The organism is Olleya sp. KKT75, from assembly GCF_055635485.1.
The window spans coordinates 1,970,001-1,994,653 of the sequence record NZ_CM145759.1 but is presented as its reverse complement, the minus strand read 5'-3'; the positions used below and the strand labels follow the sequence as shown (position 1 = coordinate 1,994,653).

Genomic DNA, 24,653 nt, shown 5'->3' with positions numbered 1-24,653 from the left:
GTATTAGTTAACAAATATAATTTTTTATTAGAGGATTACAAGTTTCTCTATTTTTTCTACGGATTTATTTGTGCTTTGTGAATGTACTTTTAATTTATAAATATACGTTCCTTTTCCTATTTTATCTCCAAAGTCATCACGTCCATCCCAAACAATATCTCTTGATGTTGATTTTACAGATTTACCTCCTGCTAAGGCTGTTTGCCCATTTAAAGTCCTTACTAACTTTCCTGAAACAGTAAAAATCTGAACAGAAATATCTAAAACCTCAGAACTATTATGGCTAAACCAAAACTCTGTATAATTAACAAATGGATTTGGGTAATTTAGTACGTTATTAATTACTAAACTTTCATTTTCATTAAATACTATAAATTGGATTTCGGCTGTAGCCGAATTATTATAAACATCCCAAGCCTTTAAAGACAAAGTATGTAAACCCGGCTCTAAATTCCTAAAAGGAAAACTTAATGACCCTTTTGTATAATCATCCACTTCTGTAAGATAATAATCATTAAGCACATACGGATTGACTTCGTCCCCATCTAATAAAGCAACAATATCATGTCCGATACCACTTGCTGTGTTGATACCATTTCCGTCTTCAAACTTAGCTAATAATAGTGGTGACTCATTAGTTATACCTCCAGACACAAATGCTTCGTCGTTCATATATAACTGTATTGTCGGTCCAATATTGTCTTCTGCAGCATCCGGATTAATCCCTCCTATTTTTAGTGTTTCTAAACTTGCACCTGTTTTGTCTTCTAAAGAGTTTTCTTGGGTAGAATAAAAACTAACCTTACCTGTTCCTACAGGTATTCCAATATCTTTAGGAACTACAAAATCGAATTCAAACTGACCGTTAGTCACTGTTGCTTGTCCTCTAAATACAATTGCTCCTAGTGTTTTGTAATCTAACTTTATTAAGCCACTAGAGCCCGTAACGTTATCGTTTGCTAAAGTTTGACGATCAATTTCTTTATCGTAAATAGTAGTGGTTACAATACCATTATAACTAGACAAAAGGTTGCCATTAACATCTGTTACCTCTCCTGCTAATTTTGCATAACCCAAAGCCTGAAGCACGTCAGTATCCTCCGTAATTGGCACATCATTAATTTTTGTTAATCGGATATTGGGCTGAGCAAAAGTTAAAGTCAATGCAGGGTCACCAATAAAAAACGCTAAACTTTTTTGAGCATCTGAAAAACTTGGATCGTTTTTAGCCAATCTTAATGCTTCCGCTACTGTTGGATATTCGTAATCTGAAAATGTATCATTTGTACTGTATGAGAATAAATACTCTTTCAGGATTTTATTAAATTCCTTTCCTACATTAACAAAAATCTGTCTAGTTGTAGTCACTAATGCGATAGAACCCGCATCTTTATTCCAGTAAATAAATTCGCCTGCAGTTTCCCTTAACGGATTATCAAATCTAGTAAACTCACATGTAACCGTAACAAACAAATTTAATTTACATTCGTTATTCAACGCTTCGGCATCATCTTTTTGAAAAATACGCTCGTCCGCTAAACCATCTTCTCCACCATGACCAAAATAGTTAACCATTATGGCACCTTTTTCAATTGCATTAGTCAACGCTTCTGTTACACCAGGATAACGATCGCCTCCTGCTGATGCTTGTTGTTGGTAGGCGTCTGAATGAATTTTAGTCACATTTATAAACGGTTTAAAGGCTGTTACCTCGTCTCCAATCTCGTCTGTTGTTTCTTGTAATGTTGCTTCCCATTCTTCATCCACATCATCAGACACGACAACAAAATTATTTCGCCAACTACCTAATGCACCTTTAGAATAATAAACCTCAATTTTATCTACCATTTCCTTTGCACGCTGTGGCGAATCTGCTAAAATCCTACCAACTGCAATATCTAATTTATTGGCATTATTAAAGATATCTAAAACCCCTTCGTTTAAATCAGAATAAGCATAATAATCGTCTGAGATAAAAGAACTAGATAAATTGAAACTACTGTAAGCATGCCAAGACGGAAAATTATAAGTATTTGAAGAAATTCGTCCTTTATAATCAAATGAAGAATCTCCAAAAAGACACAAATACTTAACTTTGTTTTGAGGTATACTTGCGTTGTCATATACATATTTAACAAAGTTTCTGACGCCAGTAATATCAGGATTACCAGAGGAAAACTCAGTATAAATATCTTCCAAAACAACCACTTTTACATTTAGATTTTTCTTGTCTCTATTTATTTGAGCTAAACGTTCTGCTTGAGATAAGTGAGAACGCGTAGTTAACATTAAGTAATCAACATCTTGAAAAACACCTTGGTTATTTAAAAATATGGTTCCTTTTAAGTTTTGATTATTAACACTACTATTTTGTGACAAACTAGGCTCTAAATAATCTTGAGAGCTTACCGTAACAAAAGTTTTTAAGTCACCCATGGGCGCATTAAAACTTAACGTATTATCTGCAGCGGTATTAGCTATAGTAGTAACGTCATAAATATTAGTGACGTCCCAAACCTCTTGAACTTCAGATGCATTTGACAACACATAAATAGCAACACCAGTACTTTGCGTAGATAGGTTGTTTTTAAAATGAAATTGATTACCATTAAAAGTAAGCGCTCGCGTTGCCTCTACAGACACGTAATCTAAATACCCTTCTGCACTAGGATTACCTTGATTGTCATAAACTAAATCTACATCAATAACATCGCTTGCTACTGTTGTTGATTGCGTCAAAGTACCACCGGTAACATAAACACCATTGGTAGGATTTATACCCGATAAAGACAAAGTCCCTAACGTGTTATTATTAACAGACACAACAAAATTACTTGGATTTGATGATGTTGTAGCGGTTACCGCTTTTACAACAATAGATTCCGACACATCTAAATTAGGAAACTCGAAACTAAACGTTTGCGCATTCTCGACACTAAAGCGCTCTCCAAACCAGCGTCTACCAACGTAAATAATATTTTCTTCATCAATTTCATGAAACTGATACTCTTGAAACGTGTTAAAAGTTGCTGTTGGAATTCCGGTTGGTTGATTAAAATTTTGAATACGCTTACCAGAACCAGCACTTATATTAATATAATAGACCGTTGTATCAGCATATGGATTTACATTAGTATTAATATAAGATAAATCTACATCTGCAGAAGGACCTTGCGCATAAAACAGAATATAATCTTGATCATCAAAAACACCATCTTCTTCACCAATAATTTTTATAGCATTCTCAGTTGGATCAAATGGATAGTTCGCATTATTTGCAAAAGGCATCATCTTACCTCCGTTACCAAATATTTTAATAGTTCTTGGATCAAAACTATTAGCATTAATTCCCATCTGACTTAAAAAATTCTTAGATATTTTATGCACGCCAGATGCGGTTACTTCAAACTTATACCAATCGCCATTAGCCAAAGCGGAATTAGTGATAAATTGACTAGCACTACTTCTATTAACAGATCCCGATCCCATGTTGTAATCCACATTAAAAGACAACACTTTTTTATAACCATTACCTTCCTTTACGATAGGACTAGCTGTTAATACTGCATAATTACTATTTCTAGACGTCCCGTTATTTAAAGTTACCTCAATAGCATCTGGAATAGACTTAAGATCCAAATCATACATCTGATTTATTGGCATTGGCGCATACACCACATCTTTAACTACTAAAGAGTTTTGATTTACAAATCCATTAACTTTCCATTGTTGTACGTATTGAATACCGTTAGATAAATCAAAAGAAAAGTTTTTTGCAGGAGAAAAAGTTGGCACCGTTATACTATAACTATCTGCCGTATATTTTTGAGAAGATTCCCATGTAATAGCAATACTTTTTTCTTGAGAAAATGATGGCATGCAGTACAAGGCAACCAATAGTAATAAAATCTTTTTCATTGAAATGATAACGTCTAATATTTAATGATATTACTTAAATCTTAATTATTTCTTAAAACAAATCAAAATTACGATAATAAAATTAAAAAAACATCGTTATATTGTTTCGAAACGCAAGACAAGCGACCAAATTTTAAATCGTTGTAGCGTAAAAAAATAGGATAAAACGCAATTTAGTTTACTCAAAAAACATAATTTAACTTGTTTTGTTGGGTTTAATTCTTATATTGCGTCTCCAAAAAATAACAGTATTTAGATTACTTAAATGTATTAATATGAGAAAAATAATTGTATCAAGGTTGTTATTAACAGTAGCGGTTTCGCTAACCTTGGTTGGTTGTAAAAGATCCGGAGGTGGCTCTAACACTTCAAGAGCAACGGGATGGCAGATTAATTCTAAAGATGGTGGTTTTCAATATAACACCAAATTTAAAGAGCAAGAAACTGCTCCAGGATTAGTATTTGTTGAAGGTGGAACATTTACAATGGGACGAGTACAAGACGATGTTATGCATGATTGGAATAATACTCCAAATCAACAACATGTGCAATCTTTTTACATGGATGAAACAGAGGTAACTAACAAAATGTACCTTGAATATTTAGACTGGATTAAAAGAACCTACCCGCCAGAAGAAGAAAATTTTAGAGCAATCTATAATGGTGTTTTACCAGATACTTTAGTTTGGAGAAACCGTTTAGGTTACAACGAAGTAATGACAGAAAACTATTTACGTCACCCTGGATATGGAGAATATCCTGTGGTTGGAGTTAGTTGGATGCAAGCTGTAGAATTTGCTAATTGGAGAACAGATCGTGTAAACGAAATGTACTTACAAAAAGATGGTTACCTAAAACAAGGTAGTAATTTAGAAGCAACAGCAGATGCAAACTTTAGTACTGATACTTACATTAACGCACCAACTCAAACATTTGGTGGTAATGAAGACATTATAAAAGGTGGAAAAATGAAACCACAAACTAATGCTGCAGGAGACGAAATTAACGTTTTTGCAACAAGAGAAACTGGTTTAATTTCGCCAAAATACAGACTACCGACAGAAGCTGAATGGGAATACGCAGCTTTAGGTTTATCTGAAATTAGAAGTTATAACGTTTATAGAGGACGTAAAAAATATCCATGGGATGGTCAATACACTAGATCTGGAAAACGTAAAATTAAAGGTGACCAACTAGCCAACTTCAAACAAGGAAAAGGAGATTACGGTGGAATTGCTGGATGGTCAGATGATGGTGCAGATATTACACAAGTTGTTAAATATTACGACCCAAACGATTATGGTCTTTATGATATGGCTGGTAACGTTGCAGAATGGGTTGCTGATGTTTACAGACCAATAGTTGATGATGAGTTTAACGACTTTAACTACTATAGAGGAAACGTGTATACTAAAAATGCAATAAATGATGACGGAACTGTAAAAATTGTAACTACAGACGAAATTGTTTTTGATACATTACCTAACGGAAAAGTAATACCAAGAGATTTACCAGGGTCTATCGCAACACAACCTGTTGATGAAGAAGAAACTTATTTAAGAACTAACTTTGATAGAAGTGATAACCGTAACTTTAGAGATGGTGATACACAATCTTCTCGTTATTATGCTGATAGATTTGGTGATGATGAAGGTGATGGTTCTGAGGATGCAAATACACGTAAAATGTATAACGCACCAAAGCACAATATTGAAATGGATTCTTCTGGAAACATGATAAGAGAATATGATAAATCTAATAAACGTACATCGTTAATTAATGACGAAGTAAGAGTTTACAAAGGTGGATCTTGGAAAGATAGAGAATACTGGTTAGACCCAGCACAAAGACGCTATTACCCACAAAATATGGCAACAGACTATATTGGTTTTAGATGTGCAATGTCTAGAGTAGGATCTAAATCTAAAAATCAAAAGAAAACAAAAAACTAAACTAATTTAATTAGTTATTATATTTAAAAGTCCTAACAATTGTTAGGACTTTTTTTATACTTTTATTTTATGAAAATAGACGACTTACACCAACTTTTTCTAGACTGCAGTGCAGTAAGCACAGACACTAGAAAAGTTAATGATAACAATATGTTTTTTGCTTTAAGTGGCGAAAATTTTAATGGTAATAAATTTGCTCAAGACGCTTTAGATAAAGGAGCAAAATATGCGATTATAGACGATCCAGATTTCAAAGCATCAGATAACACCATTTTAGTAGAAAACAGTCTTAAAACGCTTCAAGAATTAGCGACATACCACAGGACTTACTTAGGAACCAAAATTATATCCTTAACAGGAAGTAATGGAAAAACAACAACAAAAGAATTAATAAATACAGTATTATCCAAAAAGTATAACACTACAGCAACCATAGGCAACTTAAACAACCATATTGGCGTACCTCTAACCCTTTTGTCAATGACAAAGGATACAGACATTGGGATTGTAGAAATGGGTGCTAACCACAAAAAAGAAATTGCTTTTTTATGCGATATCGCAAAACCTGACTTTGGCTATATTACTAACTTTGGGAAAGCGCACCTTGAAGGATTTGGAGGCGTTGAAGGCGTTATTGAAGGTAAAAGTGAGCTGTATCACTATTTGACTCAAAATGACAAGCACGTCTTTTTAAATGCAGACGACAGTATTCAAATAGAAAAGCTAAATACTTATGTTAAAAAGTTCGGCTTTAGCCAAACCAATCCAGAATATTTTAAAATAGAATTTCTAGATGCCAATCCATTTGTATCTTATAAATCAGAAGCTATTACAATACAATCTAATTTAATTGGTGCTTATAATTTTACAAACCTTTGCGCCGCAACTATAATTGGTAAATACTTTAATATTGACTTATTAGATATTAAAGATGCTATTGAAAGGTATACACCAAACAATAACCGTTCTCAGATTATTAAAAGAGATAACACAACCATAATAATGGATGCTTATAATGCTAATCCTTCAAGTATGGAAGTTGCCTTACAAAACCTAAGCAAACAAGATGCAGAAAACAAAACTGCTATTTTAGGAGATATGTTTGAACTAGGCACATCTGCTAAGTCAGAACATCAAAACATTGCAGATTTAGCAACAAGCTTAGCTATTGACACTATAATTTTAGTCGGAGAAAATTTTTATAAAGCAGAAATTAAAAGTCCAATAGTAAAACAATATAAAACTTTTGAAAGCTTTAAAGACAATTACACACCCATCATAGATAGCTATGTATTAATAAAAGGCTCTAGAGGAATGGCGCTAGAGCGTGTTCTAGAACTGATATAAATAAAAAAATCCGAAACAAATGTTTCGGATTTTTTTGTGGGCGACAAGGGATTCGAACCCCTGACCCCTTGGGTGTAAACCAAGTGCTCTGAACCAACTGAGCTAGTCGCCCTAATAATAGGTCTGCAAATATATATTAGTTTAAGTTTAAATCAAAATTTAAACGCTTAAATAATATAGAGTAATAAAAAATCCAAAACATTTGTTTCGGATTTTTTAGTGGGCGACAAGGGATTCGAACCCCTGACCCCTTGGGTGTAAACCAAGTGCTCTGAACCAACTGAGCTAGTCGCCCTAATTATTAGGTGTGCAAATATACATTAGTTTTTGACATCTCAAAACCTTTTATTCAAAAAAAAACGCATTTTCTTTGAATTAAAAATTAACTCATTAATATATAGTCATTAACAAAACAATAAATTTAAAATAAATTGATATTTTTGATTTTAAATACGCCCCAAATTTGAATTACATATCATTAATAGATGAATTAGGTATAGATATTGACACAATAACTACGCTTGACGACACCAAAATTATAAGACTAAAAAAGCAACTAAAGGCAAAAGCGGTCTTAGATAACAAAAGTAATTTAGGAGAATTAGCGTCTATTATTGATCAACTAAAAGATGAGACGACTAGAAAGCACCATATTTTTATAGAAAAACACAAATGGCTTAAACAAGTTATTACTGGAGATTACAGCAATATTCCACAAAACTCAATTTCTATACATCACGAATCGATAGCTGATAATGAAAGTTTAAAATATTTTTTATCACCTTACCTAAAAGAACATGTCAAACCGTTTTTATCGGAAACGCTAACCAAAGGAAAGTATATTTTATTACTCAATTTTGTAAAAAGCAACATTCTATTTACGGAAGAAATTGAACAACTTATTATTAGTCTTTTTAGTTCTAAACTAAATTATGCTAAAGTATATATAGAATCTGGTAAACTTAAAGAGAAGCATTACCCTGTCGGTTTTATAACAAATAGAAATTTTGTAAAATGTCTAAGTCAATATCCAAACTCTTTTGATGACGAGGTTAATGAGTTAAACTCAGTTATTATTGACACTTACAATTCTAAACGAAAACAAGTAACCGACGATAGTTTTGTTTTTGCTGCAAAAACAATGGTTGCTTTTGGCGAGTTGGATATCTCTAACTATATGCTTAAAGACATCCTTACCGCTAATGCTGCAATAGCAAGTCCATACGCACATAATAGTGCTAGAAAAACCTCCAAGTCTAAATCTGGTACAGGTGTTGGAATCTGGAGTGTCATTGTATTTTTAATTTTAATAGTTAGAATTGGAGTTAAAGTGTTTAATAACGATAATAGTTCTACTAATTATTATGACCAATATGATAGGATAAGTGTACCTAATACCAATTATCAAAAAGAAAACATATTAGAAAGAATAAAAGAGATACAAAAAAAACGCGAAGCCGAAGAAAATCAAACAGTATATAATACAGAACAAGAAGTAGAAGAAACAATACTAGAAACAACAGAAAGCAATACAATAACAGAAGGCAAAACACCTAAAACCGTTACGTTACCAGATTATAACAGTAAGCATAAATCCAAAGATCACGTGCGGTTTATTTACAGCTTAAAACTGAAAACTAACCGTAAAACAAAAACCAAATCCTCTATTAAAGCAACACCTTTAAATCCCTTTACAAATCCCTATCCAAAAACCTTTAACACGATACACTCTTATAAAAACAATACAATCAGCACTTACAGTCTTATTAAGAATAACAGTCGAAAAGATTTAATTGTATTTAGATTAACTAATGGTATTGATCAATCTATTATAATTCCAAAAAGAGAATGGCGCTATTTAAATATTACAAAAGGTGATTCTATATTATTTTACACAGGACATCAATTTGTTGCGGACCGCTTCTCTCATTTTAAAGAAAGCGCAGAACTATCTAGATTATACAAAATCGAAACATTAAGCAATAACAGCGAAATCAACATCCTACCACAAACAATAAAAGTTAATTTTAATAAAGATTTTAAAACTAACGTAACAACAATAGATAGCACGCTAACCGATAATATCAAAACTGACAAAATAAATTTAGAACCCTTAAGCATTGATAACATCTATGCTAGATGGTACAGAAACAAATACAATTAATTATTAACGCAATCCTGTTTTACTATCATCCTTAAACTGCTTTTGCTTGTCTTTTTCTCTATCTGGTAATAAAGCAAACAACGCATACACAACATGTTTTAACGATTTGTAATCTTGACGCTCCAAAGCCTCATCTCCTTGTTTGATAAGTTTTTGAGCCTTTTTTGTGTCTGTAAATTCAGAATTATATCTAATTCCGAAGAAATAACCAATAAAATTTTCGTCACTAGACTGCACAATAGCATTATGCAATACATCTAGTTCCTTAATTTTTGCTCTAATTAAATATTTATCTCCTGAGTTAATAACTTCCTTTTCATTTGCTATTACTTTAAGATATTTAGGTCGATATTTTCCGTTTTCTTCTTTATTAACTTGCCACTCTAAACCTTCTTTAGAATTGTTATACTCTTCAATCTCTAAAGCAATAACTTTGTTTCTTGTTAGGGTATCAAAAGTCTGAATCAACTTTCGTTTTTTATCATCTAATTGGTATTTCTGATCAGAAACATCGTCCTCATCAAGCAATGTGGTTTCAATTTGTATTTCAATTAACCCAACACGTAACTGTTCTAATTTACGAGAATATTCAAAATTCTCATCTTCAACTTGCTCTGTTATCAAATGCTCTACATCAGACAAAACAGCGTTAATTTCCATATTAATTTTACTAATACTTATCGCACGCTCAGACTCGCTAAAAACATTTTTAAATTCCTGATCACAAGACTGCAAATAGACATTTATTTTTAAATCTCTAGACTCTGTAATTTCTAATTCAATTTCAATATCGGTCCCTTTAATCAAATCATCTTCCAAATCTTTTCCAGAAAACTCAATATAACCAATACTTAAACCTGAACTAGGCAACCCTTTAGACAGACCTTCTACTATATTAATAATTAGATTAGATTCTGATCCTTTTAGAATTGATTTAGATGCTGTTTTATATATTTTTTTCTTTAAAGGTAAAATACTTCCTTTTCTAAAAATTTGTTCTAATCGTGTTGTTGACGCATCAATATCATCAATTTCCATACAAATATCTATAGGTAATGGTTGTCCTAAAACATTATAACTACCTTGATTAATAGCAACTGTATTTATTGTTTTTAAAGCATTTAAATCTTTATCTAAAACCTGAATCTTAAATCTATTTAATTGTCCTTTTAAAAGGGGTACAAACTCAGAAAACCCATTATTCAATACTGTTTTTATACCAGAATCATAACCACCATCATTTCGTGTAATTCGATAATTTATAGCTGCCCCTTCTACTTTACAAGTAATTAACTCTTCTAAATCTCTTGTATTCTGTTCATAGAAAATCTGAGTATCAACAGTACTAACCTCCTCTTCTTCTATCGTTTCTTCAGCAACGATACTTGTAGGCTTTGAACCTGCAAAATAAGCAGCGCCATCTACTACTGCTGACGTCGGATCGATACTGGAGTCTACTAAAATCCCTGTTTCCTCTATAATTCTTTGTTTTATTAAAGGCACGTAAGTGCTCCCTCCTATTAAAATCAAACGTTCAATTTGCGAATTGATTAATTGATTTTGAGAGATTACCTTTTTAATAAATGTAATAGTCTGTTCTACTTTAGGCGCTATAACAGCTTCAAACTGACTCCTAGTAATAACAATTTGATCGTATAAGTTAAAATCGTTTATATCTATATCCAATTCGATTTCTGTTTCAGGATATACAGATAATTCCTTTTTTGCCTCTTCTGCTTTCTTTAGTAACTCAAAATACAAGCCTTTATATTTACTTGCTTTTGATTTTATGTCTTTCCAAAGGTTAGTAATATTGGCTTTTGCTTCAATCTGAGGAACAATAATTTGTTCTACTATTAAATTATCAAAATCAGCTCCTCCTAAAAAGTTATCGCCTTCATTATCTATAACTTTTAACTCTCTATCATTAACCTCTACTAAAGCTACATCAAAAGTACCGCCACCAAAATCGTAAACAATCCAATGTTTTGAGGACTCGATATCTAAATTAGATTGATTAGCAAAAGCCAAACAAGCCGCAATAGGTTCTTGCAATAAGACTACCTCTTTAAAGCCGGCTAAATACCCTGCTTTTTTTGTTGCATTAGATTGAATAGTATCAAAAGACGCAGGGATTGTAATGACTGCAGCGTTTAATTGATCACCATCAGACACAAAGTTTTTAAGTTCTTTTAAAATCAAAGACGACAATTCTATTGGAGACACCTCTTTATCTATAGAAGGAATAAAATAGGTTTCTTGCGTTCCCATTTTACGTTTAAAAAGCATGCACACGTTCTCTGCATCCTTTTCTAGGTAATCCAAAGCTTTATCTCCAATAATGGTCCTATTGCCTCTAAAAGCGACACAAGAAGGTAGCGTTTGTTTTAAACCTAATGGGTTATTGTATATTTTAACTGCACCACTGTTGTAATTAGCAATCAAACTATTAGTGGTCCCTAAATCTATTGCAATATTAATGGTCTTCATGGAGGCTTATTCTACTATTATAATTCCTTTTTGCACTAAAGTATTTTCATCATTTATCTTTTGATAAACAATAGGCTTTAGCACTTTTACAATTTTCATCTGTTCGTTAAAATCGCCAGTAATATTAGCTTCGACATCAGTCATTTCATTACGATACGTCTGACCTATAGGATTTATAATATGATAACCTAAAGCTTCAAACTCGTGATTAATTCTATCAATATTTCTATTAAAAAAGGTCAAATTATCTTTGTTACTTTTTAGTTGAATAGAAAACACTTGATTGATAATTTCTAACATTTTATAGTGAATTAAATGAAAGTGTAAGATACAATTAATTGGAAATTAAACCACCTCGGCAACCACAAAAGTACTACCTCCAATATAAATTACATCTTCATCCGAAGCTGCGTTTAAAGCTTCTTTATAAGCTATATCAACTGAAGCAAAAGCATTACCATAAAATCCTTTAGAAACAAAGATGTCCCTTAAAAAGTGTTGGTCCAAACCTCTTGGCACATCTGGTTTGCAGAAGTAATATGTTGCCCCTTTTGGTAATAAAGGCAGTATTGATGACACATCTTTATCATTAACGACACCAAATACTATATGGAGTTTATTATACTGTTCTTGTAGTAATTGTTGCATGGCTAAAGTTAAGCCCTCTTTATTATGTGCAGTATCACATATAACTTTAGGACTAGCATTTAAGATCTGCCAACGCCCTTTTAAGCCCGTGTTTTTAACCGAATTGAGTAATCCTGTTTCGATATTATTATCAGAAACCACAAATCCTTTTAACCTCAATTGTTGGATCGTTTCTAAAACACCTTTAATATTCTTAGTTTGATAACTGCCTTTTAAATCTGTTACAAAAGCTTCATTATTAGCTTGATCTGCAAAATGTATTGGACTATTATTCTTTTCAGCGAAAGCGGTAAAAACAGCTTGAGTTTCTGTTTGCATTTCACTAATCACAACCGGAATATTAGGTTTGATTATCCCAGCTTTTTCTGAAGCTATTAAACCTAAAGTATTGCCCAAAAACTGAACATGGTCTAAACCTATATTAGTAATTAAAGACACTTCTGGAGTAATAATATTTGTAGAATCTAATCGACCTCCTAGACCAACTTCGATTACTGCAATATCTACTTTTTGTTTAGCAAAATAATCAAAAGCCAAACCAACAGTCATTTCAAAAAACGATAGGTTATTAGCTTCTAGAAAGGCTTTATTTTGTTTTATAAAACCAATAACAAAAGCTTTACTTACTTCTTTACCATTGATTTTAACACGCTCTCTAAAGTCCTTTAAATGCGGAGAAGTGTATAATCCAACGTTGTAACCGGCTTCCTGTAAAATAGAAGCTAGCATATGACTGCTAGATCCTTTTCCATTAGTCCCTGCTACATGTATAGATTTAAATTTGTCTTGTGGGTTTTTAAGATGCTTAGCTAAATTTAAAGTATTAGTTAAGTCTTTTTTAAAAGCGGTCTGACCTTGTTTTTGATACATTGGAAGTTGAGAAAACATCCAATTTACAGTGCCTAAATAAGTCATTAATTAGACTTGAAATTTATGCTAACATAACCTGTTTGAGTAATTATAGCTTTAGAATCTGAATTAAACTTGAAAGACATTGCTGTTTTTTCAGCAGCTTCAAATAAACAACCATCACCTGTAGTTCCTTGTTGTCCAGCTTTTGCACTTACGACCTCCCCTGACCGGTTTACTTTAATTTCTACAACTACTAAACCATATTCATTATTACAATCAGGTTTAAAAGACTTGTTACCAAGCACACCTCTTCCGTTTAATCCATAACCAATACCATCTCCTGTTCCCTTTCCGGTACCATTGCCATTACCGTCTCCAAATCGGCTTGGCCCATAAGCGTTACCAGTACCTAACCCATTTCCAGGACCATCATTATTGGACTCGGATGCACTTTCAGAATTACTAATACCGTTAATTAACGCGTCATTAGCTTTTCTAATATCATCTTGTCTCTTTTTTTCTGCTGCTTCTGCTGCCGCTTTTGCAGCCTTAGCTGCTTTTTCTTGTGCTAATTTATCAGCCTTAGCTTTTTCCTTAGCATCATTTTCTTTTTTAGCTTGCTCCTGCTGTTTTTTAATTAAAACAGCCTCTTCATCCTCTTGTGTTAACACATTTTCTTGAGATGTTGGCGTCGCAGCTGCTTGTTGCTGTTCTTCTACTTGAGGTTCAGCTTCTTCTGGTTTAGTTTCAGTAGGTGCTGCTGCTTGCGCTGGCGCACCACCTCCACCTCCAGAAGAACCTCCAAAGTTAATAGCCACACCGTATTCTTCCGGTGGGTCCATATAATTTTGACCAACCACAAATAGTAGCAATACCAATATCAACATTATTAATGCTGTAATTTTTGCTGAATTCTGTTCGTGTTTGGTTTTTAAATATTTCATCTTATTGTGCTTTTACTGCCAATGTAGATTTAATCTTATTTCTGTTTGCAATATCCATTATAAAAACAACATGTTGCATTTCTACACTTTCGTCAGATCTTATAGTAATTGTTGGTGACTCCACGTTACCAACCTTTGCTAAAACTTCTGCTTCCAATTGCTCTTTAGACACTTGCTTCATATCTACATAGTACTTGACATTTTTGTCTACACTTACAGATACATTTTTTGTCTGTGTTGTTTTACTAGTCGATTTAGGTAATAATAAATCAATAGCTTCCGCAGACACTAACGTTGATGCAATCATAAAAAAGATAAGCAGCAGAAACACGATGTCCGTCATAGACGACATGTTAAATTCTGGTGTTACTTTATTTCTTCCTCTTAATCGCATATTAGCTAGGTTCGTTTAATAAATCTAAAAATTCAAGTGAGTTTGCTTCCATTTGATACACAACCTTATCAGTCTTAACAACTAAATGGTTATATGCTATGTAGGCAACAATACCAACAATTAAACCACCAACGGTAGTTGTCATTGCGGTATATAATCCGTCTGCTAACGTTTTAATATCAATTGATCCTCCGGAATTTGCAATTTCAAAGATTGATAAAATCATACCAATTACAGTTCCAAGGAAACCAATCATTGGTGCTGCCCCAGATATAGTTGCTAGTACACTAACATTTTTTTCTAAACTATAAATTTCTAAACGTCCAGCATTTTCAATAGCGGTATTAATATCATCCAACGGTTTTCCAATTCTAGAAACCCCTTTGCTTATTAATCTTGATACTGGAGAATCTACAGAAGTACATAAATTTTGAGCCGATTCAATTTTACCATTAGAAACAAAATCTTTAATTTGATTCATAAAATTAGCATCAACTTTAGATGCTTCCTTTATAGCAAACAAGCGCTCAAAATAAATATAAATCGCCATGATTAATAATACAAAAAGAAGTGCAATAATAATTATTCCCGCAGTTCCTCCCGTAGTAACAAGCTCTATTATTGACAATGTTTTTTCAACCGGTTCTCCCTCTAATAATGGATCTACCGCTTGAGCAGTCTCTTGAATTAATGTGCTGATCATATTATAATTTTAGATACGTCTATAACGTTAAATATTTGTATTGAGTATATATTAAAATAAAGTTCTTGTCCAGAAGAATACTAAAGTACCTGCTAAAAACCCTGCTAAAGCTAACCAAGAGATTTTTTTGAAATACCAGAAAAAATCAATTTTCTCCATTCCCATTGCAACAACACCTGCTGCAGACCCAATGATTAACATACTTCCTCCTGTACCAGCAGAATATGCTATAAAGTGCCAAAGCTCGTTATCTAAAGGCTCTGAAAACATCCCTAAACTTGCTGCTACTAATGGTACATTATCAATTACTGCAGATCCAATACCTAATAATATAATTACTAAATCAGATACACCTTCATGATGTAATTCTGTACCTAACATTGGTGTGCTTTCTTGTAATGTCGATGCAAATCCAAATAAAATACCTAAAGATTCTAAAGCTGCAACAGCCATTAAAATACCTAAGAAAAACAAGATACTTGGCAACTCAATCTTCGATAACGAAGCATGTACTGGACTGTGGTGTGCGTGTGCATCACTTTCTTCTGAGTCATGGTTAGATAAACTAAATTTAGCAGAACTATAAATTTCAGCAAAAATAGCAACTACACCTAACGCTAACATCATACCAACATAAGGAGGTAAATGTGTTACTGTTTTAAAAATTGGAACAAATACAATTGCACCTAACCCTAAATATAACATAGTAGCACTAAATCTACTTTTCGGTTTTTCTTCAACAGCTTCCTCAGTTTCTAAATTACCTTTAAATGCAGGTAAGAATGACGCGATAAAAGTAGGAACCAACATACATATTAATGATGGTAATAATAAGTACCCAATTAAATGACCTGTCGTTACTTTTTTACCAATCCAAAGCATTGTTGTTGTTACATCTCCAATTGGAGACCATGCCCCACCAGCATTGGCAGCAATAATAATTAAACCTGCAAACCAGATACGTACATTTCTATCCTTTACAATTTTTTGTAAAATAGAAATCAAAACAATCGTTGCTGTTAAATTATCAATAATAGCAGAAAGTATAAACGCTAAGAAAGCAAAAATCCATAAAATTTTAGATTTCTTCTTAGTTTTAATAAAGCTTTTTATAGTTGAAAAACCATCAAAATAATCAATGATCTCAACAATAGTCATCGCTCCTAAAAGAAAGACTAAAATCTCAGATGTCTTTCCTAAATGGTGTAATAAGGTTTCTTCCATTAAGTGCATTTTGCTCTCATGTTCTAAACCTGCATAACCTTCTACTAATCCATGATTAGCAGAGTCAAACCACTGTGTAAAAGAGTCTAATCCTAATGATATTAATGCCCAACTTATAGCCATCATGACTAAAGCAGGTATTAATTTATCAATTTTTATATTATGCTCTAATGTTATAGCTAAGTAACCTATAACGAATACTAAAATAATTACTGTTTCCATATTATATTAATTGTTTTAATGCTATTTCAAAAGCTGTTTTACTTATCTCTTTTTTAGAATCACTTTTTGCGTGTACATTTTCAATTGCCTTTCTAATAATATCTGACGTATCATTAAAAATAGCCTCATCCGTCATTTGCACTTTACGTTCCATAAAGTAAGCAAATACACGCGCCATACCACAGTTTGAAATAAAATCTGGTATTAAACTAACACGTTCATCTGTCTGTTCCATAATTGATCCAAAGAAAATTTCTTTATCCGCAAACGGTACATTTGCACCACAAGAAACAACCTCTAAACCAGTAGTAATCATTTGATCAATTTGATCTTGTGTAATTAATCTTGATGCTGCACAAGGCGCAAAAATTTCAGTCTCCAAAGACCAAATACGATCATTCATTTCTGCAAAAGGAATCATATTAGCAGTTGCTAATGTATTTCCGTTTTTAGTTAAGAAAAAGTCTTTTATTTCTTCAAAAGAAAAACCGTCTTCATTTATAACTCCTCCAGAAATATCAATAATACCAACTACTTTAGCACCCATTTGTGCTAAATAATAGGCTGCTGCAGAACCAACATTTCCAAAACCTTGAACAACTGCACGCTTCCCTTTTACACTTCCTCCGTAAATATCATAATAATGTCTTACAGCTTCTGCAACACCATAACCTGTGATCATGTCTGCTACAGTATATTTTTTTGCTACATCTGGAGAAAAATTAGTGTTTTCTAAAACCTTTATTACTCCTTGACGTAATTGTCCTATACGGTTAATTTTATCAGCTTCGGTTGGTTTAAAATGACCATTAAAAACACCTTCTTGCGGGTGCCACACACCTGATGCTTCTGTAATTGGAATTACTTCATGGATCTCGTCAACATTTAAATCTCCTCCAGTACCATAGTAACTTTTTAATAATGGAGACACTGCCTTGTACCAACGCTCTAAAACCCCACGTTTTCTTGGGTCTTTAGGATCAAAGTTAATACCCGATTTTGCACCACCAATAGCTGGTCCTGATACTGTAAATTTAACCTCCATTGTTTTAGCTAAAGACAAAACTTCGTTCATGTCTAAACCTTTTCTCATTCGGGTTCCTCCACCTGCTGCTCCTCCTCTTAAAGAGTTTATTACTGTCCAACCCTCTGCTTCTGTTTCAGCGTCTTTCCAGTTAAATATAATTTCAGGTTCTTTATTTTCGTAAATTTTTAATAAGTCTTTCATTCTTGATTTTTGATTTCAACTTTAATATTATTCTCTCCGGATTAACATTTAAAGTAGCTAAAGTTGATTCATCTTATGAAGTATTAAGTTAATTAGTGGAACAAATATAAAAAAACAAAAAATGGCTTTTAATAGTAAAGTCATTTTTATTATAATAAATTATTGTTAACAATTATTAAATAGTGTTTTACTACAATAATTGGTAATTCTAGCAACCTATTTTAGGCAGAAAAATAGATCATACCTGAGGAATGGTCTTTAGTTGCACCTGTTACCGATTTTAAACAGTTTACCTCTCCTCTCAACTTCAAAACACCTAAAAAGCCAAAAATTAGCGCTTCTTTAAACTCGATAATTTTAGTTGAAGGAATTACTAATTGATTTGAAGTTAATTTTTGGATTTCTTCTATTAAAAATAAATTAAAAACACCGCCTCCTGTTATTAAAACCGAAGCATTGGAGGTTGCGTTTATAATTTGAGTAATCTGAAAAGCAATATGCTTGACGTATGTGTGTAAAACACCTTCAGTATTTAAATTATAACTATTAATCAAAGGAAACACTTCCTTCTCAACCCACTCCAAACCTAAAGATTTTGGAGGTTGCTGATTATAAAAAGCCAACCGGTTTAAGGACTCAAATAATTCTAAATTAAAATTACCTTTCTTTGCTATTCTACCTTCATCGTCATAGTTAAAGCCTAAGCTTTCTACATATTTATTTAAAACAATATTGACAGGACAAATATCAAATGCAATTCTTTTTGAATTAATTTCAGAAGAAATATTAGCAAATCCTCCTAAATTAATACACCAATCATAGTCCGAAAACAATAAGCGATCTCCAATAGGCACTAACGGTGCACCTTGTCCACCTAAAGCAACATCCTCCACTCTAAAATCACAAACCAATGTTTGATTAATTAATGAAGCTAATTTTGGTAGATTTCCTATTTGCTTAGTAATACCTTGATCAGGTTGGTGTAATGCAGTGTGCCCATGAGAACAAACAGCATCAATATTTTCAATCTTATTCTTACTAATAAATTGATTTATAACTGTCGACAAATACATTGTATAATCTTCATCTAAAGTAATTAACTCGGATGCAGTTAATAGGGTTAAATTCTTTAGTATTTTAAACCATTTATCAGAATATGATATCGTTTCTGCAACAACAATTTTAAAGGTCCAATCAGCATCTTTACTAAAAGTAATATATGCCAAATCAATACCGTCTAAGGACGTGCCAGACATAACTCCAATCACATTATAACTATGGTTTATCATATCAGGTAAAAATAACTATAACGATTGAAAATATGCTAATAAAAACTTATCTTTGTATCCAAATTTTATTAAATCAACAATCTTACATAAATTATGGATTTTAGCCTTACTGAAGAGCATATAATGATTCGCGATGCCGCTCGCGATTTTGCACAAACAGAATTATTACCCGGTGTTATCGAACGTGATAATGCACAAACGTTTCCTGATGAGTTAGTAAAAAAAATGGGAGCGCTCGGTTTTATGGGAATTATGGTAGACCCAAAATATGGAGGAAGTGGTATGGATGCGATTTCTTACGTATTAATTATGGAAGAATTATCTAAGATTGATGCTTCAGCCTCTGTAATGGTTTCTGTAAACAACTCTTTAGTATGTTATGGGCTTGAAACTTATGGTACAGAAGAGCAAAAACAAAAATACTTAACTAAACTTGCTTCGGGAGAATCTATTGGTGCTTTTTGTTTAAGCGAACCTGAAGCTGGTAGTGATGCAACATCACAAAAAACCACAGCTATAGATAAAGGTGACCATTATGTTATTAATGGTACAAAAAACTGGATTACTAATGGTGGTCGTAGTGATGTATATTTAGTTATAGCACAAACAGACAGAGATAAAGCACATAAAGGTATTAATGCTTTTATAGTAGAAAAAGGAACACCAGGATTTGATATAGGTCCTAAAGAAGATAAATTAGGAATTAGAGGTAGTGATACACATACACTACAATTTAATGATGTTAAAGTACCAAAAGAAAATAGAATTGGAGAAGACGGATTTGGTTTTAAATTTGCAATGAAAACTTTATCTGGTGGACGTATTGGTATTGCTGCGCAAGCTTTAGGTATTGCTGCAGGTGCTTATGAGTTAGCTTTAAAATATAGCAAAGAACGTAAAGCGTTTGGTACAGAAATTTGCAATCACCAAGCCATCGCGTTTAAACTAGCTGATATGTATACAGAAATTGAAGCTGCAAGAATGTTAGTAATGAAAGCTGCTTGGGATAAAGATCAAGGAAACAATTACGATATGTCTAGTGCAATGGCTAAACTATATGCTAGTAAAGTGGCTATGGAACAAACTGTTGAAGCTGTGCAAATACATGGTGGTAATGGTTTTGTAAAAGAATACCATGTGGAACGTATGATGCGTGATGCAAAAATCACACAGATATATGAAGGAACTTCAGAAATTCAAAAAATAGTAATTTCAAGAGGAGTTATTAAGGGATAATACCTGAATACATAAATATAAAAAAGGCTTTAAAATTAATTTTAAAGCCTTTTTTATTATTTAGAAATAGCATCTAAAACAAGTCTAATTTCTCCATAACTATACTTACTCGCTATTTTTGATTTCAAATCAGATAGGTTTTCAAAAGTCTGCTTAGGGATAATTTCTTTCAATTCTTTATAATGCTTTTCAGAGATTAGATCCGTTATTTTTACTTCTCCTGATGGGATAAAACTTGCTAAATGCCCAAAAATAGTATTCACGTTTAAGTCTCGTTCAAAAGCTATTTGATCTATCGATTTACCTGCTTTAAAAATTTGTAAAGAGGTTTCTTTTGTATCTCCCTTTTTACGTTTTGGTTTGGCTTCCTCAAAAATCGCTTTACCAGTAGACATCTCAATGTCATTCTCCTCGCAATAATCTCTTATTATTTTTATAATCTCATCACCATATTTGGAAACACGTGTTTTACCAAATCCATTGACATTTAATAATTCTGTTTGGTTAGTTGGCAATGTTTCACACATTTCATACAATGACTTTTGTGTGAATATTTGAAAATGAACCAAATCTTCTCGTTCGGCAATTGTATTTCTTAACGCTCTTAATAGTTCAAATAATTCCACATTAGTGGTGCCATCTATAACTGTCTTCCTTGGAGTTTTAGGTTTTTCCTTTGTAAGAAACACCGATTTAGCGCGTAATTCTAAAAATAATTTAATTGAAAACCCTGAATTCAAATTAGTAAAATACAACTGTTTAACCCCTATTAACTCCTCTAAAGCATCCAATTGTTTATTAAAATCAGAATCCAATGTTTTATTATCAGTGGTGAAATTAAAGGTTTTATAAATTTCAATTATATTAGTATCCAGTTGGTTTTTGTAATACGCTAATGCTTTTATAAATCTTGCTTGTATTTCATCACTAGTTTCTGGAGTAGTTGATCCTTCAGAAATCTCTAATAACTGAGCTCTAAAACCATTCGCTACTTTTAATAAAGAAGCGATGCAATCTTTTATACTAGTTAAAGGATCTTCTATATTACCCTGAAAACTTCCTCTATTTTTATAATAGATATCTAAAAGCCTATTAGTCGGATATAAAAATTGATAAAAGTCAAAAATATCAGAGATTAAACTTAATTGAAAATGCGTTTTAGACTGTTGAAGAATACTCTCGTCTGGTTGATTTTTCTCTGCTTCAAGATTAAAATTGATAACATTAGTATCACTTATAATTTGACTAGAATTAATCTTGCTTTTCAACACTAAACCTTCCAAAGATTTACATCTACTTAAAGCTACATAAGTCTGTCCATGTGCAAATGCACCTTCAGAATCTATGATTGCCTTTTCAAAAGTAAGACCTTGGCTCTTATGGATTGTTATTGACCAAGCCAAGCGCAAAGGAATCTGAGTGAAGGATCCAATTTTGTTTTCAGAAATAGCCTTAGTATCCTTATCAACCGCATAGTTTATATTTTCCCAAACCTCTGGTTTAGTTATTATATTAAATTCGTCATCTGGACATTTAACAACAACTTCGTCTTTATCCAATAATATAACCTTACCAATTTTACCATTAAAATAACGTTTATCCACAGAGCTATCATTTTTAACAAACATAACTTGTGATCCCACTTTAAGTAAAAGTGATTCCTTATTAGGATATGAAAACTCAGGAAACTTACCCTCTACTTTTGCTTTATATGTCTTAGATCTACCTTGTAGCTTCTCAAGTTTAGCCTTATTGGTGTATTCTGCCTTATTATTATGTGTGGTTAATGAAATATATCCCTCATCTTCGTTAGGTTCAAAATCTGGCTGATATCTTTTATTTAACTCATTTGCTGACTCAATAGAAAGCGAATTAGTTCTAATTTCGTTTAATATATTAATGAATAAAGGATTGTCCTGCCTATAAATATGCTTTAACTCAACCGAAATTGGGTTACATTGCTGATAGGCCAGGCTACTAAAAAAGAATGCATTATTATAAAAAGGTTTTAACAGATGCCATTCATTGTCTTTTACAACAGGAGATAATTGTTGTAAATCACCAATCATTAATACTTGAACGCCTCCAAATACCAAATTTTTATTTCTATAACGACGTAGTGTCTTATCAATACCATCAAGCACATCTGCTCTTACCATACTGATTTCGTCTATAATCAATAAGTCTAATGATTTAATAATATTGATTTTAGTTTTACCAAATTTCCTATTAAATCCACCACTAGAATTTAAATCATCCTTTGGCAATATAGGTCCGAATGGAAGTTGAAAAAAAGAATGGATTGTAACCCCTTTTGCATTAATAGCAGCAACACCTGTTGGAGCGACTATAACTATCCTTTTTAGGGAATTCATCTTTAATTTATGAAGAAAAGTAGTTTTACCTGTACCAGCTTTACCTGTTAGGAAAATATTTCTATTAGTATTATTGACAAAATTATTAGCTAAATCTAGTTCTTTATTCTCGCTCATTCTCTTATTTAATCATAATGTATCAAGATATATAAATACTATCTAAAACGAAAGTAAACTACCCAAATATTAAACTTACTCTCTTAAAGAATAATGACTCAAAATACGTTATACTAAGTTAAATATTAATAATCAATGAATACATTAAAGTTTATTATATAGTAAAATATATTAAATCAAAATTAAACAACATTTATAAGAAACACATATAGTCTTTGATCTACTTTAAAAATGAAGCTCAAGTCTAAACGTTTACTAATTTGAATATTATATTCCGACCTAGAGATTAATCCCTTTATTGAACCTTAGTTTATAAATTATAACTGTGCTATAGTCATTTATGCATTTTGCCTCTTTACTTATATACCTATTTACTTTACCCTATTTACTTTAGACTTTTAGCTATTTACTTCTGTCTTTTGCCTTTTGCCTTTTGGCACTCACTCCGCCCTTTCATTTATTTGAGTATAAAGCACAAAAAAACCCTTCATAAATAAATATGAAGGGTTCTCTAAAAAGGCGACGACCTACTCTCCCACAATGTAGTACCATCGGCGCAAATGGGCTTAACTTCTCTGTTCGGAATGGTAAGAGGTGAGCCCCATCGCTATAATCACCTTAAATCTTTCGGTGTATGTAGTAGTAACTACTTAACCGTATAAAATAACATATTGAAAAAATGATTCATGAAAATCTGTATTGAACTTTATAAAAAACAGGCGTACAATAAGCCTATGGGTTATTAGTATCACTCGGCTATGACATTACTGCCTTTACACCTATGACCTATCAACGTAGTCATCTCCTACGACCCTTTAAAGAAATCTCATCTTGTGGTGGGTTTCGCGCTTATATGCTTTCAGCGCTTATCCCTTCCCAACGTAGCTACTCTGCAATGCTCCTGGCGGAACAACAGATACACCAGAGGTTAGTCCAACTCGGTCCTCTCGTACTAGAGTCAGATCCACTCAAATTTCTAACGCCCACTGTAGATAGAGACCGAACTGTCTCACGACGTTCTGAACCCAGCTCGCGTGCCACTTTAATGGGCGAACAGCCCAACCCTTGGGACCTTCTCCAGCCCCAGGATGTGACGAGCCGACATCGAGGTGCCAAACCCCCCCGTCGATATGAGCTCTTGGGGGAGATCAGCCTGTTATCCCCGGCGTACCTTTTATCCTTTGAGCGATGGCCCTTCCATACGGAACCACCGGATCACTATGCTCTTGTTTCCAACCTGATCGACTTGTAGGTCTCTCAGTCAAGCACCCTTATGCCATTGCACTCTACGCACGATTACCAACCGTGCTGAGGGTACCTTTAGAAGCCTCCGTTACTCTTTTGGAGGCGACCACCCCAGTCAAACTACCCACCAAGCACTGTCCCTTCATTGAAGGTTAGACTCTAGACAAGCAAAGGGTGGTATTTCAACAATGACTCCACAACGCCTAGCGACGCCGCTTCAAAGTCTCCCACCTATCCTACACATTACTTATCCAAAACCAATACTAAGCTATAGTAAAGGTGCACGGGGTCTTTTCGTCCCACAG

The 24,653-nt window shown here is 32.9% G+C and carries 15 protein-coding genes, 2 tRNA genes and 2 rRNA genes (1 of these 19 only partly in view); 4 read left to right on the top strand and 15 right to left on the bottom strand.

Features of this window, described 5'->3' with window-relative positions; genetic code table 11:
• Nucleotides 1–27 precede the first annotated feature (27 nt).
• Nucleotides 28–3,918, bottom strand: a complete 3,891-nt coding sequence (gene porU, locus ACZ2G2_RS08695) for a type IX secretion system sortase PorU (protein WP_470391840.1) — start codon at nucleotides 3,916–3,918, stop codon at nucleotides 28–30.
• 275 nt (nucleotides 3,919–4,193) lie between these two features.
• On the opposite strand from porU, the gene gldJ reads away from it, so the two are divergent.
• Together gldJ and ACZ2G2_RS08685 are read left to right on the top strand one after the other, a co-directional pair.
• Nucleotides 4,194–5,870 (top strand): gliding motility lipoprotein GldJ, encoded by a 1,677-nt coding sequence (gene gldJ, locus ACZ2G2_RS08690; RefSeq protein ID WP_470391839.1) that lies wholly within the window; start codon nucleotides 4,194–4,196, stop codon nucleotides 5,868–5,870.
• 69 nt (nucleotides 5,871–5,939) lie between these two features.
• Nucleotides 5,940–7,217 carry a UDP-N-acetylmuramoyl-tripeptide--D-alanyl-D-alanine ligase gene (locus ACZ2G2_RS08685; RefSeq protein WP_470391838.1) on the top strand — a complete coding sequence of 426 codons (1,278 nt, stop codon included), beginning with the start codon at nucleotides 5,940–5,942 and terminating at the stop codon, nucleotides 7,215–7,217.
• Nucleotides 7,218–7,254: 37 nt separating this feature from the next.
• Here ACZ2G2_RS08685 and ACZ2G2_RS08680 read toward each other — a convergent pair.
• Together ACZ2G2_RS08680 and ACZ2G2_RS08675 are read right to left on the bottom strand one after the other, a co-directional pair.
• A tRNA-Val gene (locus tag ACZ2G2_RS08680) sits at nucleotides 7,255–7,329 on the bottom strand.
• Nucleotides 7,330–7,437: 108 nt separating this feature from the next.
• A tRNA-Val gene (locus tag ACZ2G2_RS08675) sits at nucleotides 7,438–7,512 on the bottom strand.
• Nucleotides 7,513–7,680: 168 nt separating this feature from the next.
• Here ACZ2G2_RS08675 and ACZ2G2_RS08670 point away from each other — a divergent pair.
• Complete coding sequence (locus ACZ2G2_RS08670) at nucleotides 7,681–9,381, top strand: hypothetical protein (RefSeq protein ID WP_470391837.1); 1,701 nt, start codon at nucleotides 7,681–7,683, stop codon at nucleotides 9,379–9,381.
• 3 nt (nucleotides 9,382–9,384) lie between these two features.
• On the opposite strand, the gene ACZ2G2_RS08665 is transcribed toward ACZ2G2_RS08670, so the two are convergent.
• The 9 genes from ACZ2G2_RS08665 to ACZ2G2_RS08625 all read right to left on the bottom strand — a co-directional run bounded on the left by ACZ2G2_RS08665 (nucleotide 9,385) and on the right by ACZ2G2_RS08625 (nucleotide 19,375).
• Nucleotides 9,385–11,871, bottom strand: a complete 2,487-nt coding sequence (locus tag ACZ2G2_RS08665; RefSeq protein WP_470391836.1) for an Hsp70 family protein — start codon at nucleotides 11,869–11,871, stop codon at nucleotides 9,385–9,387.
• 6 nt (nucleotides 11,872–11,877) lie between these two features.
• Nucleotides 11,878–12,171 carry a hypothetical protein gene (locus ACZ2G2_RS08660; RefSeq protein ID WP_470391835.1) on the bottom strand — a complete coding sequence of 98 codons (294 nt, stop codon included), beginning with the start codon at nucleotides 12,169–12,171 and terminating at the stop codon, nucleotides 11,878–11,880.
• Between the two features lie 45 nt (nucleotides 12,172–12,216).
• Nucleotides 12,217–13,434: a bifunctional folylpolyglutamate synthase/dihydrofolate synthase gene (locus ACZ2G2_RS08655; RefSeq protein ID WP_470391834.1), complete on the bottom strand. Its 1,218-nt coding sequence runs from the start codon at nucleotides 13,432–13,434 to the stop codon at nucleotides 12,217–12,219.
• Complete coding sequence (locus ACZ2G2_RS08650; RefSeq protein WP_470391833.1) at nucleotides 13,434–14,315, bottom strand: energy transducer TonB; 882 nt, start codon at nucleotides 14,313–14,315, stop codon at nucleotides 13,434–13,436. The genes ACZ2G2_RS08655 and ACZ2G2_RS08650 overlap by 1 nt, the downstream gene beginning before the upstream one ends.
• Before the next feature lies 1 nt (nucleotide 14,316).
• Nucleotides 14,317–14,709, bottom strand: a complete 393-nt coding sequence (locus ACZ2G2_RS08645; protein ID WP_090841587.1) for an ExbD/TolR family protein — start codon at nucleotides 14,707–14,709, stop codon at nucleotides 14,317–14,319.
• Nucleotide 14,710: 1 nt separating this feature from the next.
• Nucleotides 14,711–15,412: a MotA/TolQ/ExbB proton channel family protein gene (locus ACZ2G2_RS08640; RefSeq protein ID WP_090841589.1), complete on the bottom strand. Its 702-nt coding sequence runs from the start codon at nucleotides 15,410–15,412 to the stop codon at nucleotides 14,711–14,713.
• Nucleotides 15,413–15,463: 51 nt separating this feature from the next.
• Nucleotides 15,464–16,858, bottom strand: a complete 1,395-nt coding sequence (gene nhaD, locus ACZ2G2_RS08635) for a sodium:proton antiporter NhaD (RefSeq protein ID WP_090841591.1) — start codon at nucleotides 16,856–16,858, stop codon at nucleotides 15,464–15,466.
• A gap of 1 nt (nucleotide 16,859) precedes the next feature.
• On the bottom strand, nucleotides 16,860–18,086 hold the full coding sequence (locus tag ACZ2G2_RS08630) for a Glu/Leu/Phe/Val dehydrogenase dimerization domain-containing protein (protein ID WP_470391832.1): 1,227 nt from the start codon (nucleotides 18,084–18,086) through the stop codon (nucleotides 16,860–16,862).
• Between the two features lie 221 nt (nucleotides 18,087–18,307).
• Complete coding sequence (locus tag ACZ2G2_RS08625; protein ID WP_470391831.1) at nucleotides 18,308–19,375, bottom strand: anhydro-N-acetylmuramic acid kinase; 1,068 nt, start codon at nucleotides 19,373–19,375, stop codon at nucleotides 18,308–18,310.
• A gap of 93 nt (nucleotides 19,376–19,468) precedes the next feature.
• Between ACZ2G2_RS08625 and ACZ2G2_RS08620 the strand changes: the two genes are divergently transcribed.
• Nucleotides 19,469–20,611 (top strand): acyl-CoA dehydrogenase, encoded by a 1,143-nt coding sequence (locus ACZ2G2_RS08620; protein ID WP_090841597.1) that lies wholly within the window; start codon nucleotides 19,469–19,471, stop codon nucleotides 20,609–20,611.
• A 56-nt stretch (nucleotides 20,612–20,667) separates the two neighbouring features.
• On the opposite strand, the gene ACZ2G2_RS08615 is transcribed toward ACZ2G2_RS08620, so the two are convergent.
• The 3 genes from ACZ2G2_RS08615 to ACZ2G2_RS08605 form a co-directional block, all read right to left on the bottom strand.
• A complete protein-coding gene (locus tag ACZ2G2_RS08615; RefSeq protein ID WP_470391830.1) occupies nucleotides 20,668–23,103 on the bottom strand; it encodes a helix-turn-helix domain-containing protein in 2,436 nt (811 codons plus the stop codon).
• A 514-nt stretch (nucleotides 23,104–23,617) separates the two neighbouring features.
• Nucleotides 23,618–23,724 (bottom strand): 5S ribosomal RNA (gene rrf / locus ACZ2G2_RS08610).
• A 101-nt stretch (nucleotides 23,725–23,825) separates the two neighbouring features.
• Nucleotides 23,826–24,653, bottom strand: a 23S ribosomal RNA gene (locus ACZ2G2_RS08605); it runs 1,993 nt beyond the window's last position.